Raw genomic sequence first — 14,782 nt, 5'->3', positions numbered from 1 at the left:
TCATTCATGCCAATGCAGTCAATAGAACGGCCAGCCCATTAAAGGTACCATGGATGACCATGCTGGAATAAATGGAGTTTGTTCGTTCATAAACCCAGGCGAACACAAGCCCAGATACAAAATTGACGAGTAATGTGTTTGTTGTCGGTAAATGAGCGAGAGTAAAAATTCCAGCACTTACGATCATCCCAATCCAAACCCCAAATCGTTGCTCAAAGAAGCGGTATAAAAACCCGCGATAAAAGATTTCTTCATAGATTGGTGAAACGATGGCCGCCGATCCGAACGCAATCAGTATGGAGATAAGCGACAAGTCACTTTGTAAACTCTCTGTTTTTATGTTCGATGTACCGATGCCGAAATAGGTTTGGATTACAACAATGATGAGACTAATTACAATTAATACCATCGTCCATAGAAGGATTATCTTCGAATCTTTACATGAAATACGACGAAGCCCTAACGTTTCGAGGGATATGGCCCGTGGTCGTATTGCGACGAAATAGAGGACAGTCATAAACACTACGGCTAACGCCAAGCCAATACTTGTTCCTGAATAGAGGGTGTTTCCCCATGATTGCTCTAAAAAGTTGTGTAAGTGTTTTTCGATGAGTAGGGGCGTCACTCCGAATAGAAGAATCATTGTGATTGCGAACTGATTCCATGTCCAAATGGGAGTTGTTTTCTTTTGCATTAGACTGAACATCGTGTTTCCTCCTCATGTCGTTGTAGCCCCATCATATCGGGTGACGTAACGTCACCTGCAAGCAGAAAAATAAAAAAGGAGTAATAAGACTATGAAACAGTGGATTGGATCAGCTGCTTTATGCATCAACGACGAAAAGAAAGTTCTGTTCGTAAAGAATCGTGACGTACAAAAATGGAGTTTGCCATCAGGTGGTTTAGAAGAAGGAGAAACTCCTGAACAGTGTTGCCTGCGTGAAGTGTTCGAAGAAACGGGCTATCGCATTTCTGTGAATCGACTATTACATATCAAACGAGCCATCATTTCAACCTATCAAGTCGAGACGCATTATTTCTTGGCAACGTGTGACGAGCGAGTGGCGAATGCCATAATCGACTCGGACATCGATGAAGTCAAATGGTGGTCAATTCATGAAATAGAGCATTTAGTTCATGCATTTCCAGAAGATCTTGAACTGATTAAACGGTGGAGTGTATGAATGATCTGATTAAAGTAAATGGGTATGACATAGAATACCGGTTATTCGGTTCCGGAGAACAACTCATTGTGGTCATGACAGGTATAGGAGGTTCATTTGAAGAGTGGGTTTCTCTTTCTGAACAATTAAGCGAGTCTTATCAAATATTGCTTTATCATCGTTCCGGTTATGGTGAGAGTGAGATGAACAATCGTTCGAGTCGAACAGCATCACACTTTTTGGAATGTGTTGAATTGTTGGATGCCCTTCAGCTACATCAACCGATCATATTAGTCGGTCATTCGTACGGAGGTTTGTGTGCACAACACATGACCAAAGTTTTTCCGAATAAAGTAAGCGGGGTTGTACTCGTCGATTCTACTTCCCATGATCTTACTTTATTAGATAAGTTAGAGACGCCTGAAATGGATCGTCAATATTCAGATAAAGATTGGAGAACGATGTGTCATTCCTATGCGATCCTTTCAAAAGAAAAACTAAAGAAAGTTCATCAGCCTGATTTGTCAAACGAACAGAAAAACCTGTCATCAGATGCAATTGACCGTCTCAGAAACTTTTATCAATCACCAACGCTATACAAAACGATGTTGGAAGAAGAATCGTTTTGGCGTGATGACGCTGCAATTATCAAACAAATGGGAATATTTTCAGCGATTCCATTAATTGTCATCTGTCGAGACCGTGAAGCGATGATTCAGGAAGGAATAAATGGAGGGGCGCCTGAGTCAGAAGTACGCTTATTAGAGGAAACATGGCATGAACTCATCCATCAACAATTGAAATTATCGAATCAATCGGAACTCATCATCGCAGAAAAGGCAGGACACCAAATTCATTTACAACGACCAGACACAATCATCGAAGCGATTCATCGAATCGAACAAGCCGGTCGCATAAAAACGACCGGCTCATGACTTATGACGCTTCTTCAATTTGATTGTGTATGAAATACTCCCTTTTCGAGCGGTCGCGAATGACATATATGGTGTAACAACCAACGAGGAAGAAGACAATCGAGAATGCGAGATAGACTGGGCGAATCCCGATCATTTCGGCAAGGAGTCCAATCCCGAATGTGAGCAGGATGACAAGTAGCGACTCTGCCACATTGATGACACCAGAGAATCGGCCCATGATTTCCACAGGAACATGGTGTTGATAGAATGACAAAAATCCGGTATTGGCGAACGCAAGCGCGAACGTCAGAATAAAAAATCCGATGGAAGCCATCGTGAACGAAGAAGAACCTGCGAATAGGAGATAGCCGACTGGTGTCATGATTGCCCCGAAGCCGATACAAAACGATAAGGATAAACGGTGACTCCATCTTGAATTGATGAGTGACCCAACGATAATTCCAATCCCAGCGATACTGACGAGAAACCCATATCGGCTTTCAGACAAGTGAAGGACTTGGGTCGCGAATGACGCCTCCAACGAATCGAGCCCAGACATGAAGATGGTCATGACACAGAACAATCCATAGATGATCGTCACATATCTGGCATTCGAAGCGAATCGTACGACGACTTTCCAATCTTCGATAATTAATCGGACGGAGAAGGATTCAATAGATGCATTCGTTCGAAGATGAGACGGAAGGTGCGACAACATTCCGACCGAGAGAACGAGTGCGAACGCGTTCACGAAAATTGCAGTTGTTGGACTCCCGACTAGGAAGAGTAGTCCGGCAATTGTTGGACCTAAAATAAACCCGGATGACTGCACAAAGTTCTTCATCGCATTGAACTTTTGTCGATTCGAGGCAGGTACGAGTTGCGTCATGTAGACCAGACTCGATGATTCGAAAAACGAGCTCATTACATTGAGGAGAAAGACAATTACGTAGATGAGCCAAAGTGAATCAATCCAGCCTAAGCTGAATACGAGGAACGCGCGTAAAGCATCCAATATCATCATTAGTCGCCTCGTATCGACTCGGTCAATCAGGCTACCTGACCAAAGATTCGAGATGAGCGATGCGAGCGGGACTAATACATAGAGAATCGAGACGGCGAATGGGGATCCCGTCATCTCAAGTACAATCAAGTTGAGTGCGATAAAGTATACCCAGGCACCGAGGTTTGAGATTCCGACACTGACGAGTAGCAGCGCAGAGGTTTTTCGAAACGAGTTCAAGTAAATCACTCCTTCTATTTTTTATAATTTTCGGAACGCAAAAAAAATCCCACCCCCAAGAACGAATTCCTGGGGACGAGATTCTCATCGTGGTGCCACCCCTGTTCATCCGCACGTCTCCGTACGAACCTTGTTCGGTACTGCCGAAGGAGTCGGACTATACCTCAACTCTATAACGGGAGTGCCCGTCGCCATATCCCTCGGGGTGAGTTCCATGGCGCTGCTCAGAGGCTTGTTTCGACCAACGTTCTTTACTCCTTTTCACCGGGCGGAGCTCTCTTCGAAAGATTCATTGATGTACTGTTCTCTTCATCGCGTTTGTCAGATCATTTTGGTAAGGATAGCATATTGTGAAAATATTGGAAACAACATTTTATTGAATCTAACTCTAATCGCAATCAGTCAAGAAGTCGGGTTCAACAGTTCTGCTCAACTGAACAAGCATTTCACGGAATGGGTAGGTTGCACCCCGGCTCGATTCCGTGAGAATAAAGGGCATCAGCTCAAACGTGATTAGAGAGCTTCAATCTATCTTGGATTTGGTGGGGGAGGGCGTTGAACGGTCCCTCGCAAAATTGTACCGCATCTACATGATAAAACGTGCTCGTTTCCTCCATATTCATCATTTGATCACCCAAATCGTAAAGGAAAACGTGTTTATTCATCCCGAGAGCAATCCCGAGTTCGACGTGTGCGCCTTTGCCTCCAGGCAACAGGATGACAACGAAGTCCGCTGTTTGAATTCCAGAAACCTCTTCTTCGCCAATCGAGCGTAACGCATCAATTGAAGCGGCGCGTTCGTTTTGTGTCCAGTCATACGTATGCGTGTGACCGAGCGCAATCAGCTGATCACGGATGAACCGTACTTCTTCGATATTCGCAAAACTTGAACCGACATAAAATCTCATAGGAAACCCTCCAATTCGTTATAAGTGATTCATCTGGTAAAGCGCTACGACATAAAACATGGTGATCAACAGACAACAGAGTACAAGGAAAAAAATCACGCTAATCAGGACGAATTTTATCAAAGAAAGTGGAACGTATGATTGAATCAAGCGCGTGATCGATATAGACGAGAGGACGAGTAAAATGATTGTGCCAACTAACCAAATGCAGTCATACGCGATGTTTGGCATCTGCCAAAAGTAGACGATTGTTATGACGATTAGACTGAAAGCCATCACCAAATCTTTATGCTTTCGTGTCATCTGAAATCTCACGCTGATGTTCCAATTTCGATCTTACCTGTTCGGCATCTTCCGCATCAAACGTACTGTACCACCTCACATGATCGAAGTCGATGATACGATAATGTCCGCTGATGATATTTTGCTGAAGAATGAAGTGGGAACCTGACTCGATCGCATGCCAAAAGACGCGACCGCCGAGTGTTTTTTCTTTCGGTTCATAAGTGTTCTCGGTCGCAATCAGTTTGACGAACTCGACCGGGTCGTCACCGATTAAATGGATGAGGATCTCACTCTCATTGAACAAGGCGCATAGCGTCACTACGGTCGACCAACTCGCCTCATTTCGCTCCTTCTCGATTTGAATGAGTGTTTTTTTGGATATGCCAAGTAAATTCGCCATCTCATCCTGTGAATGCTGGGATTCAATACGAATCAATTTCATTTTTCGAGAGACTTGTCCAATAAATTCAGATTTTTGCATATAGTTTTTTTCCTTTCTATTCGTACAACTCAAAGTGACGCCGAGCTAATGAAGATCAGGATCCATGAGATGCCGAGAAACACGGTGAATAAGAGCAGGCAGACGACGATATAGCAGGAAATGTATTGCCAATATGTGAACCGTTTTGATTGATAAAAGTGGTATGTAAAACTGAAAGTCGCGATGCCGATGACTAAGAATGCGACGATATCCCAGATGATGCCGACCTTCAAAAACGATGGAGTAAGATATGATGCAACAAGTGCAAGTACAACCGTCACCACTCCAGTAGAAATGGCAGCGGATGGTGTTGAAGTGTTTTCCAACATAATCACCTCCTAATATATTACAAGTGTAATTTTACACTAAAAGTAGACAATGTCAATTTAAGAATCTAAAAAACCCTTCTCTATGGAAGGGTTCCGTCATTTGTCATGTTTATTCGTTAAGTATGTCGTCAGTGGGTAAACACCGATGCTTTGTAAGATCAGGGAGAGTAAAATGACTGCGAACGCGAGGGAGATCATTTCGCTCGACCCGTCGATATTCTCCGCTTCTAGCCAGAGGACGAGGGCAATCGACATCGTTCCTTTGATTCCAGACCACGTGAGTAAGGAAGTCGCCGTTAAATCGTCTTTAAATTCCTTACGCCAGACGGGGACCGAATAGACGAGGCCGCCGACGACAATGAACCGGGTCACGATTGAAAGCAGGAATAAAAGAACAGCGAACGTCCAGAGTGACACAGACAAATAGCTGGTCGCTTCGATTCCAATCAATAAGAACAAGAGAGCGAGCAACATCGGTATGACGATGTCCCAGAAACCATCCAAGTGACGCTGGACCGATTCGTAATCCTCTTTAGTTCCGAGTTCGTGAGACAACATCATACCCGCTGTCACCGTTGCGAGTACACCAGACACTTCTAGCGCATCGGCGAGGTAGAAGGCACCATATGCAGTCACAATCGTCAACATGACGAGCTCATGCTTTTTAAAGCTGACAATCATCAATTTCTTAAGTAAAAATCCAGAAATGAAACCGATGCCGATTCCTCCGGCAGACACAATCAAAAATTCGGTCAAAAAATTGAAGGTGGAGAAACGCTCTCCCGTTGCGAACATACTGAGAAAAATGGTGAAGATGACCACACTCGTTCCATCGTTCACCATCGATTCGCCTTCGACAACGTCCGCAATCCGTTTCTCACCTTTACTCCGTTTTAAGATGGCTGTCACAGAAACGGGATCGGTCGGAATCAAGATGGACGCTAATAGGAAGGAAGCGGTCAACGTGAGCGGGGTGAAGAACTCACTGATCCAAAACGTGCCATATCCCATCAAAATGGCGGTCAAGACAAGGCCCACCGTACTCAATATCGTGATGATCCCGATATTGTCCTTCAAATCTTTGTATTTGAACTGATAGGCAGATGTAAAGAGAAGTGCAGGCAGGAACACCTCGAAAATCATATCTTTTGAGATGAACACCGAATCAAAAAAGGCGATATACGAGAGACCAATCCCGATCAAGACCAAGATGACCGGAACAGGGAAGTAATTGCGTTTGGAATCAATCAAATAAATGAAATAGCCAATGAGTAGTAATGTGATCACCTGTTGCGCAATCATAACGACGTCCTCCTCTACATTCAACATGCTATACACTATCTTCCCATTCAAGGTCTAATCAAACGGGAAATGTGGAATATAGGGGATAGTACATTCATTTCATATAGGGAGGAATCGATATGGGAAACCCAATTGGCGATTTGTCGTGGACGTTTTATTCAGAGTGTGAGGTGCCGAGTGATATCACCGAGACATTCATCGATGGAGAGCGGGCCGTAGCTGCCTACAAGACGGTGCGTGACGTCGCCGTATTCACGAACAAACGCCTGATTGTCCGTGACGCACAAGGGCTCACGGGGAAGAAGATTGAAGTCTACTCACTTCCGTACGACTCGATCAATATGTACTCGACGGAGAACGCGGGACGCATGTTCGACTTGAACTCAGAAGTCCAACTGTTCACGCGCGCGGGAACGATCAAAATCAATCTGAATAAAAAAGTGGATGTGCGTAAGTTCGACCGTCTGCTCGCGGAAGCAATTTTGTAAAACAGTGGACCGAAAAATCTTCGGTCCTTTTATTTGGATTTTTCTGACAATCCATAATCTTGCATGATACGATAGGACATAATGTGTGACGGAGGTTACGATGCGATTTACAACCCGATTATTGATGATCATGCTCGGCAGTTTGGTGTTGGTGACTGGATTGATCCATCTGGCTCGTCTATTTTGGGAATGGTTTCACGACCCTACGGAGGGAGGGATTGTGCTCCTTTTTTCTGGAGAGGATGGTGAGAGCAGCGGTTTTTATGAAGGGAAGTCACGCCAGATGAGAGAGGACGATGAATTACAGTTCTTGAATATCGACTTTCTAGATTACACGTTCGGAGCAGATGGGACGGTGACGGAGTCAGGGAGTTCATACTGGTTATGGTTCCTTATTGGAGGATTGATTGTTTTAATGATTCTACTGATCATCGCGATGCGAAGAAGAAAGCGTGTCGTCTCGACCATTGATTTCTCGAGTGACGCCGTAAAACGAAGACGGAGAAAGACTAAAGCAAAAGAGTTTGTAGAATCCAAAGAGATTCAATGGACCGATAGCGAGATTCGGAATGCGCTCATCCAGTTCAACTTGGATTTACCGGTTTCATTAAAGCATCAATCGAATGAGACCGTTTTGGACTGGTTCAAACGAATCGGTGTTGAAGAGGTTGACCTCTCTCCTTATTGGAAATCGAGATATGTGGATGAAGGAGTGACTGATGTAGAATCTAGACAGTTTCGAGAGGCGTTACAGTTCATACGATTGGAAGAGGATAAGGGGTGATTGTGTATGAACGATGAAATAGAGGTGGTTGATTTCGATCTGCAGAAGTCAATGGGCTCCGCTCGTTTGGTAAAGTCCAATCATCGATTCTACATTAATTGGGATGAGCTGGTCATAGACCTTAAACAGCATGAATATGTCTCGGGTATTCGAATCATTGAAGAGAGTCACTTGTTCATTTGGGCGTTTACGTTAGAAGGAGAACTGACCAATGTGTGGGTGATAGATGCAGACGGCGACATCAAACACTCCTTTCACGCAGGTAACGCGATTGCAGCAGTTGTAATGAATGATACGGGAATCTGGATTGGATATGGGGACGAGGGCATCTTTGGAGATGGGATCTCTACCGAGGCACTCGTCTGTTTCTCAAAGGAGGGAACCGTACGTTTTCGCTATAATCAAGAAGTCAGAAAGGCTCCAGTTCTTCATGATTGTGACGTGATGTGTGCGTCAACGAATGGAGTTTGGGTCATCTCTTCAATCGATGCTCGTCTCGTCCATGTCAAAATGAACGGACGGATTGACTCCTATCCGATGCCCCGTCATCTCCTTGACTGTTCGTCATTGATGATTGAAGACGGTGTTGCCTATGTCGAGAAAGACGAGCAGGTGTATCGCTGGCCATTCGAGGATAGAAAGCGTGCCGAACTAGTCGAAAGTTAACGAAGATATAAAGTAGATTAAATGGGCAATCAATTGAATTCTTTATCGCATTGAGAGTCAGTGGATTTAGTCACAAAATTAAAGGTCAAAAAAGCTAGGGGTATTATTTCACATACCTAAATCATACTAAATATGTGTTTAAGTCATGAACAAAAAATAATCCGCTCTCACTCAAGAATTGCTTTAACAGATGGATATGTCCTAAACCATAAAGTACAAAGATGCGATCATTTGATTCCCTTAGTGACATCAATTCCTTAAAAATCATTAAGTTACGAAAATACCAGTAGTGTGATACCCACCTAATACCAGACACTTCAAGAGATGCAATCTCTAAATAGGCGCGATGCATAGATAATGTAATTGTAGGGTGATTGATTTCTTTATAATAGTCAGAAATCGTACGACTCTTAAATATTTTTTCGATATGATTCATGACATCTTGTTGGGATGATAATATTTCCTCCATTTCTCGCTTCTCATCTTGAATAATGGTTTCTAAACTGAATCCCTCATCCTCATTCCAATCGATTGGATATACGAAATCTAGATGAGATTGTTGTGCAAGTCGGAATGCAATTTGTTCGCGTTCATTAGCGGTTGCTAATTTCGGCTGCTGAATGATACGTTGTAATTGCTCATTTATGTATTCTTTCTTTGAAGTATTCATTTCTACACATACTTTAGTAGGTTCAAATTTTGCTAATTGATTCACGAATTGTTTAATTTCTAACTGACGTTTTTCGCTTAACACATCTGGCATGTCCGGCATAAATAAATCACCATTGTTTGGCATGTTTAGATGCGTTGTGCCAACGAGCAATATATCTGTTTTATTCATAGCAATTCTCCTAATCAATTTGATGTATAGTGTTAACTACGCTTATACTTCTTCTAGGTTTCATATTTTGTTACTTGATTTCAAAAGAACCAAGTCAATATTTCTCATGGACCTTCGAGTTCATCCTAGTTAACAAACTTGTAAAAAATCTACATAGAAATGAGGAATTCACATGATCCGTTTCGGCATCATAGGTACAAACTTCATCACAGACTGGTTTATCGAAACAATCAATCAGTTGGATTACGTAGAAGTGACGGCACTTTACTCGCGCACGGAATCACGTGTTAAAGAATACGCAGAAAATCACTCCATTGTACATACGTTCACGTCACTTGAAGAGATGGCTCAGAGTGATGTCATCGATGCCATCTATATTGCGAGCCCGAACTCACTTCACGCCGAACAGAGCATCTTGTTCATGCAGCATGGGAAACACGTCCTGTGTGAAAAACCGCTTGCCTCGAACGTCCAGGAAGTCACTCGTATGATTGAAGTCGCAAAGGAGAACCACGTCGTCTTACTTGAGGCATTACGTAATCTGTTCATGCCGAACCTTGAACGGGTTCAACAAGCGATGGAACAAATCGCTCCGGTTCGCCGGGCCGTCTTCAATAAATCACAGTATTCTTCACGATACGACCTGTACAAAAAAGGGGAGAATCCGAACACGTTCAATCCTGATTTTTCGAACGGCTCGTTGATGGATCTTGGTGTCTATCTCCTCGGACCTGCTTTGAAACTGTTCGGTCAGCCGAATGAGATCCAGGCGAGCGGCGTAAAGTTGGAATCTGGAGTGGACGGGAGTGGTACGGTCCTTCTCTCTTATGCCGACCTTGATGTAGTTGTCATGCACTCAAAAATCCATGCGACATCGACGCCTTCTGAGATCATTGGGGAAAAGGGACGCATCATCATCGACGATATTGCGACGTGCGATGAAGTCCGTCTAGAGTTACGGAATGGCACGTCAGAAATCATATCAGAAGCGCAGAATGCTCCGATGTCCTATGAGGTCGAAGCGTTCGTCCGTGCAATCGAAGCTAGGAAATCAGAGACGGATGCGCATTCAGGAACTGATATGATTCGTCTTGCTGATGTGATGACAACGGTACGAAAACAAGTTGGTGTGGTTTATCCAGCAGACAAATAAGTACACAAATAAAACGGTCCTCGATGTCATGTGCATATCAAGGACCGTTCTCATTATTCTTTGTTCAAATAGAGATATCTCAGAAACAGTCCCAAGACGATTGTCATGACGACGGCAGGGATGAGTCCGATGAGCAGTAATGTGTTCATACCGTTTCCTTTCTGAGCGATTCGAGTCGTTCACGCATCTCATCAAAGGAATGGCTATCCGTCAACATACTGAGCTCTGCAGCGGCGAGTTCTTTCACCTGATTCGACCACTCTCGTTCAATCTCGATTTCAGAATTCCTGATCTCCTCGTTTGCCCGCTCGACCTGTTTCTTATGAATGCTCTCGAGACGAGTGCGAATCATGTCACGGAGGAGTGCCGTCAATTCATCCTTCAGTTGCGTCCGACCATCCCCTTCGAAAAATTGACTCGCGTTCTTATAGCGCTTCAACACCGACTGATAAGGTGGTGTCTCGAGATGAATCGGTTCGACAGCCTCTCGAAGCCATGCCACGTCGAGTTCACGGTCGAATTCAAGCGTCGGTAGGATAGACACTTGACGTTCGGTCAACCGTTCGACCAAGGCTACGAATTCGCGTTTAACGTATCGCTCTAACCGATATTGAAACACTTGGAGCTCTTGTTGGATGTCATAGGCGTATTTATCGAGTGTACGTCCAAGTGCACGCTCCAAGCTCTTCCTCGACCCGTCGACCTCGACCGGGTGGAACGTCTCTTTGACGAAGTCCGAGAGGCGGAGAAGCGAACGGGTCTCGAGGTGGGCGAGGAGTTCTTTCGCTTCCCGGTCAAATAGGTCGATGAGTGCTGACACATCGAGTGCCGGCGGGTTCTCGAGTACGGCAATCAATTGCTTACGACGTTGTTCTTTCAACGACTCGTCTTCTTCCGCTTCGTGTAAGACGCGATTGAAGGCGACGAGCAATGCTGTCGTCTCTTCTTGTATACGCATCGCGTTCGCGAGACGAAGGTCTTTGTCGACATAGCGTTCAAGCGTCGAGACGAACCGATCGAATCCCGCGTCATCCCCTTGCATGGCGTTTCGGCTTGAGATGGGGAGAACGGTCGGTCGTCGAACACCGAGCGCGGTCAACTGTTGCGAGACATAGCTTGTGACCGCATCCCGTTCTTCGTCATCTGTCGCAAGATCGGAGGCGTTCACGAGGAAGAACATCTCGTGGTCTCCGGTCCCTTGGACACGACCGAGCTGGATGACGAGCTCTCGGTCCGCTTCCGTGAACGCATGATTATAATACGTGACGAACAAGACAGCATCCGCGTCACGCATGTAACCGAATTGCACCTCGCTGTGTCGGTTGAACTGCGAATCGGCACCTGGTGTGTCGACGAAGACGATGCCGCGTCGTGCCCACGGTGAGTCGAGATACAGTTCAATCTCCTTCACGATACAGCTTTTCTCTTCTTGTGCGACGAACGCGCAGAACGTGTCATAGTCGACGGTCTCCATTTGCCCGAGATAATCGAGCGGTGCTGATTTAACAGCATTGACGAACGGGTGGTCGACATCGAGTAAGGCGAGGGAAGTCCCATAACCTTGTAACTCATCCTCAAGTTCATCTCGTGACTTGAAGGTGATTGTCGCCGTACGATTCGTCCGATTGTTCGGCGGAACAATCTTCGTGATTGACGCCGTGAGCGGGTTCGGCGATGTCGGTAACACCGTCTCTCCGAGAAGGGCATTGAGGGTCGAAGATTTTCCGGCTGAAAACGCACCGAAGATGGCAAACGTATATTGTTCATGCTTCGCACGCTCGATTTTCTTACGAAGAGTCGTGACACGGGAGCGGAATAAAGGATGACTCTCTAATATTTCACATACCGCATTTTCATAAGAAAAATTAAAATCAAATAAATCATGATCATCTTCCAAAATCGATGTCGACGCAACCTCTGATTGGACAACTCCCGCTTGTTTTTCAGGGAGATACGTTGCATCGACATAGTTTCGAACGGCCAACTGATCTAACTGACCTGAATCAAGTTGCAACGCTTCATATTGACCGATAGCATCTAGACGGTTCAAAAGGCGTAAGCGTAATGCTTCATTATCGAGCGCTTCATACAATTCGTCTTCTTCAGTCGAAAATTGTTCCAAGCGCATGTCGACTTCAGCTTTCATATACGTATCCGTCGAATGGACCCAAGGTTCCGAGACTTTCGTCACCCATGTCGCAAGGGCCGTCTCGATGTCACGACTGAACTGTAACACCGTATCACCACTGAGTGATGCGCCGGACTTCACTTGTTCAGTGATAAGTGAGCTTGGTGCAATCGGGAGGACATCACCTTTCGGTAGCAAGGTCTCTGGAAGTTTCAAATCCCGAATGATGTCTTCTGCATATTTCACGAGGTGCGGACGTAAATTCATATCAATCAAACGGTTGAACTCTTTTACGGCCACGTCTTCACGACGAGTGCGTTCTTGTTTTGTTTTCTCTTTCGAGAACAAAAGACCGACCTTGAAGGAAGGGGCACAACTCTCGAGATAGGAACGAAGCAATTCACGAAATTCATAGGTCATGATGGGTGCACTCTCGACGATTGGCGCTTGGTGTTTGAAGAATTCACGACGGAACGATATCCACCATGCCCGTTTCTTCTCAAGGCGGTGCAGGCGAGATTGCATTTCCTTCGGACTCTTCTCATAGGTCGGTAATTGATTCAACGTCGATTGAATCGAAGCTTCGTTGCGTCGGACCAACGTATTGATCAATGCATCCGCATGCTCGACTTGCTGCTGTCTCGATTCCGTGATGACTTGTCGCACATACGACCGCAAGCGCTCGACTTCGTTATGTGGATGCTTTAAATCACGAAGTGAGATGTAGAACGTGTCATTTGGAACGATGTCATGATGACGGAATGCTTTCGTCAATGACGCCTTGAAGTCCACAAAGGAAAGCTCATCCTCATCATGCTTGTCGATTTGGTTAATGATGATGGAGTAGGGACGTCCTTCCCGGCTAAATTGTTTCATCAGTCCGATGTTTTGTTCCGATTGGACATGGTTGTAATCCATCATAAAGAACAAATGATCAGCCAAGAAGAGCGATCGTTCCGTTGCTTGGCGATGTCGTTCATCCGTTGAATCAATCCCAGGAGTATCCATCAACACGACATGTTCATCAAATGGGAATCGGTCGATTGTATATTCGACTTCCTTGATTTCCTCGACTTTGCAATAGTCACTGATGTTTGATAGGGAAGAAGCGTCTAATGAAATCCAATCCGTATCATTGATTGCGACGGCTGCCGCTGATTCTCCACCACGTAACGTGACGATATTGGCACTTGTCGGAATCGGACTTGTCGGAAGGAATCCATCTTCTAGCCAGTCATTGAGCAATGTCGACTTCCCGGCTGAGAAGTGACCACAGACGGCAATCCAAACTTCTTCATTCATTACTTTTTGTAAGGCGGTGCGGGCGAGTCGTGCTGCGTCCGTCATCTCCTCTTGTTCAAACGTTAAAGCAAGCCGTGCTAATTGTTCTCGTTGTTCGTGCATGTTTCCCATCCCCTAATTATGATTCCGTCGTGATGCCGACACGATGTCCGACATATTCATCATTCGTTAAACAATCCAGCACCAACTCGGCGACATCGTCTCTCGAGATTGGACCTGATTGTTTCGTGCCTAACACTTCTTTTGAGACGATGATGTCTCCGCTCGATGGCTCATTGATCAGTTGAGTCGGACAGATGACTGTGAACGCCAATCCGGAGTCTCGTAATAATTCATAAGCCCGCGCATGATCCTCTGCTGCGGTTGTCATCGAACGCTTCGATTCTTTCGTTTCAAAGCGATAGTTGTCGCTATCATGCGCCCGCAAGATGCCGGCGGTCCCGACAGTGATGATGCGTGTTACATCAAATTGTTTCATCACGTCAATCACGAGTGGTGTGAATGTAGACAATACGTTTTGTTTGTCCGTCCCTAACGCCGAGATGACGATGTCTGCAGATTGTACCGTTTCTAGGACTGCTTCTTGGTCCGTCGCGTCTCCGATGATTTCGTTGACACCTTCCTTTGAATCCAACGAATGTCTCGTTAAGAGTTTGACGTTATGTCCTTGATTTAATAAACGCTCAAGTATCCGTTCCCCTGTACGGCCACTTCCGCCGAATAAAGCAATTGTTGACAAGTAAACCCCTCCCCATCAATATGAAAGAAATATCCAACGCCATCATAACACGG

At 45.1% G+C, this 14,782-nt stretch carries 15 protein-coding genes and 1 other annotated feature; of the genes, 6 read left to right on the top strand and 9 right to left on the bottom strand.

The genetic code is table 11. From position 1 onward, the window contains the following. Window positions 1–4: 4 nt before the first annotated feature. Window positions 5–706, bottom strand: a complete 702-nt coding sequence (locus tag ACQKD4_RS06675) for a CPBP family intramembrane glutamic endopeptidase (protein WP_427372840.1) — start codon at window positions 704–706, stop codon at window positions 5–7. Between the two features lie 91 nt (window positions 707–797). Here ACQKD4_RS06675 and ACQKD4_RS06670 point away from each other — a divergent pair, with 91 nt between their 5' ends. Both ACQKD4_RS06670 and ACQKD4_RS06665 read left to right on the top strand, forming a co-directional pair. Next, window positions 798–1,184, top strand: coding sequence for an NUDIX hydrolase (locus ACQKD4_RS06670; protein ID WP_427372839.1), 387 nt, complete (start codon window positions 798–800; stop codon window positions 1,182–1,184). Further along, entirely contained in the window at window positions 1,181–2,098 is a 918-nt protein-coding gene (locus ACQKD4_RS06665) for an alpha/beta hydrolase (protein ID WP_427372838.1), read from the top strand. The genes ACQKD4_RS06670 and ACQKD4_RS06665 overlap by 4 nt, the downstream gene beginning before the upstream one ends. 1 nt (window position 2,099) lies before the next feature. Here the strand turns inward: ACQKD4_RS06665 and ACQKD4_RS06660 are convergent, their stop codons facing one another. The 5 genes from ACQKD4_RS06660 to ACQKD4_RS06640 form a co-directional block, all read right to left on the bottom strand. Then, entirely contained in the window at window positions 2,100–3,332 is a 1,233-nt protein-coding gene (locus ACQKD4_RS06660; protein ID WP_427372837.1) for an MFS transporter, read from the bottom strand. A 59-nt stretch (window positions 3,333–3,391) separates the two neighbouring features. Then, window positions 3,392–3,645 (bottom strand) — a binding site (T-box leader). Window positions 3,646–3,826: 181 nt separating this feature from the next. Beyond that, window positions 3,827–4,231 (bottom strand): nucleoside 2-deoxyribosyltransferase, encoded by a 405-nt coding sequence (locus ACQKD4_RS06655; protein WP_427372836.1) that lies wholly within the window; start codon window positions 4,229–4,231, stop codon window positions 3,827–3,829. Window positions 4,232–4,517: 286 nt separating this feature from the next. Continuing rightward, entirely contained in the window at window positions 4,518–4,997 is a 480-nt protein-coding gene (locus ACQKD4_RS06650) for a helix-turn-helix transcriptional regulator (RefSeq protein WP_427372835.1), read from the bottom strand. A gap of 29 nt (window positions 4,998–5,026) precedes the next feature. Continuing rightward, window positions 5,027–5,323: a hypothetical protein gene (locus tag ACQKD4_RS06645; protein WP_214874358.1), complete on the bottom strand. Its 297-nt coding sequence runs from the start codon at window positions 5,321–5,323 to the stop codon at window positions 5,027–5,029. A 99-nt stretch (window positions 5,324–5,422) separates the two neighbouring features. Further along, entirely contained in the window at window positions 5,423–6,628 is a 1,206-nt protein-coding gene (locus ACQKD4_RS06640; protein WP_427372834.1) for a cation:proton antiporter, read from the bottom strand. A gap of 119 nt (window positions 6,629–6,747) precedes the next feature. Between ACQKD4_RS06640 and ACQKD4_RS06635 the strand changes: the two genes are divergently transcribed. The 3 genes from ACQKD4_RS06635 to ACQKD4_RS06625 all read left to right on the top strand — a co-directional run bounded on the left by ACQKD4_RS06635 (window position 6,748) and on the right by ACQKD4_RS06625 (window position 8,566). Continuing rightward, entirely contained in the window at window positions 6,748–7,116 is a 369-nt protein-coding gene (locus tag ACQKD4_RS06635; protein WP_214692319.1) for a PH domain-containing protein, read from the top strand. A gap of 100 nt (window positions 7,117–7,216) precedes the next feature. After that, a complete protein-coding gene (locus tag ACQKD4_RS06630; RefSeq protein ID WP_427372833.1) occupies window positions 7,217–7,900 on the top strand; it encodes a hypothetical protein in 684 nt (227 codons plus the stop codon). A gap of 6 nt (window positions 7,901–7,906) precedes the next feature. Next, window positions 7,907–8,566, top strand: coding sequence for a hypothetical protein (locus tag ACQKD4_RS06625; RefSeq protein ID WP_427372832.1), 660 nt, complete (start codon window positions 7,907–7,909; stop codon window positions 8,564–8,566). A gap of 121 nt (window positions 8,567–8,687) precedes the next feature. Here the strand turns inward: ACQKD4_RS06625 and ACQKD4_RS06620 are convergent, their stop codons facing one another. Next, a complete protein-coding gene (locus ACQKD4_RS06620; protein ID WP_427372831.1) occupies window positions 8,688–9,407 on the bottom strand; it encodes a DUF5694 domain-containing protein in 720 nt (239 codons plus the stop codon). A gap of 172 nt (window positions 9,408–9,579) precedes the next feature. On the opposite strand from ACQKD4_RS06620, the gene ACQKD4_RS06615 reads away from it, so the two are divergent. Continuing rightward, on the top strand, window positions 9,580–10,560 hold the full coding sequence (locus ACQKD4_RS06615; protein ID WP_427372830.1) for a Gfo/Idh/MocA family protein: 981 nt from the start codon (window positions 9,580–9,582) through the stop codon (window positions 10,558–10,560). A gap of 145 nt (window positions 10,561–10,705) precedes the next feature. Here ACQKD4_RS06615 and ACQKD4_RS06610 read toward each other — a convergent pair whose 3' ends face one another. Next, window positions 10,706–14,092, bottom strand: coding sequence for a dynamin family protein (locus ACQKD4_RS06610; RefSeq protein WP_427372829.1), 3,387 nt, complete (start codon window positions 14,090–14,092; stop codon window positions 10,706–10,708). A 16-nt stretch (window positions 14,093–14,108) separates the two neighbouring features. Beyond that, entirely contained in the window at window positions 14,109–14,729 is a 621-nt protein-coding gene (locus ACQKD4_RS06605; RefSeq protein ID WP_427372828.1) for an NAD(P)-dependent oxidoreductase, read from the bottom strand. Window positions 14,730–14,782 lie beyond the last annotated feature (53 nt).

This window comes from Exiguobacterium sp. NPDC077395 (assembly GCF_050269125.1).
Classification (GTDB): Bacteria; Bacillota; Bacilli; order Exiguobacteriales; family Exiguobacteriaceae; genus Exiguobacterium; species Exiguobacterium aestuarii_A.
Note: the sequence above shows the minus strand (reverse complement) of the source record. Positions and strands in the feature narration are given on the sequence as shown.

Excerpts from the sequence above, each read along its gene's own strand:
- ACQKD4_RS06665 (WP_427372838.1), top strand. The coding sequence starts at position 1,181 with ATGAATGATCTGATTAAAGTAAATGGGTATGACATAGAATACCGGTTA.
- ACQKD4_RS06630 (WP_427372833.1), top strand. The coding sequence starts at position 7,217 with ATGCGATTTACAACCCGATTATTGATGATCATGCTCGGCAGTTTGGTG.
- ACQKD4_RS06675 (WP_427372840.1), bottom strand. The coding sequence starts at position 706 with ATGTTCAGTCTAATGCAAAAGAAAACAACTCCCATTTGGACATGGAAT.
- ACQKD4_RS06650 (WP_427372835.1), bottom strand. The coding sequence starts at position 4,997 with ATGCAAAAATCTGAATTTATTGGACAAGTCTCTCGAAAAATGAAATTG.
- ACQKD4_RS06620 (WP_427372831.1), bottom strand. The coding sequence starts at position 9,407 with ATGAATAAAACAGATATATTGCTCGTTGGCACAACGCATCTAAACATG.
- ACQKD4_RS06615 (WP_427372830.1), top strand. The coding sequence starts at position 9,580 with ATGATCCGTTTCGGCATCATAGGTACAAACTTCATCACAGACTGGTTT.
- ACQKD4_RS06625 (WP_427372832.1), top strand. The coding sequence starts at position 7,907 with ATGAACGATGAAATAGAGGTGGTTGATTTCGATCTGCAGAAGTCAATG.
- ACQKD4_RS06640 (WP_427372834.1), bottom strand. The coding sequence starts at position 6,628 with ATGATTGCGCAACAGGTGATCACATTACTACTCATTGGCTATTTCATT.
- ACQKD4_RS06655 (WP_427372836.1), bottom strand. The coding sequence starts at position 4,231 with ATGAGATTTTATGTCGGTTCAAGTTTTGCGAATATCGAAGAAGTACGG.
- ACQKD4_RS06635 (WP_214692319.1), top strand. The coding sequence starts at position 6,748 with ATGGGAAACCCAATTGGCGATTTGTCGTGGACGTTTTATTCAGAGTGT.
- ACQKD4_RS06610 (WP_427372829.1), bottom strand. The coding sequence starts at position 14,092 with ATGCACGAACAACGAGAACAATTAGCACGGCTTGCTTTAACGTTTGAA.
- ACQKD4_RS06670 (WP_427372839.1), top strand. The coding sequence starts at position 798 with ATGAAACAGTGGATTGGATCAGCTGCTTTATGCATCAACGACGAAAAG.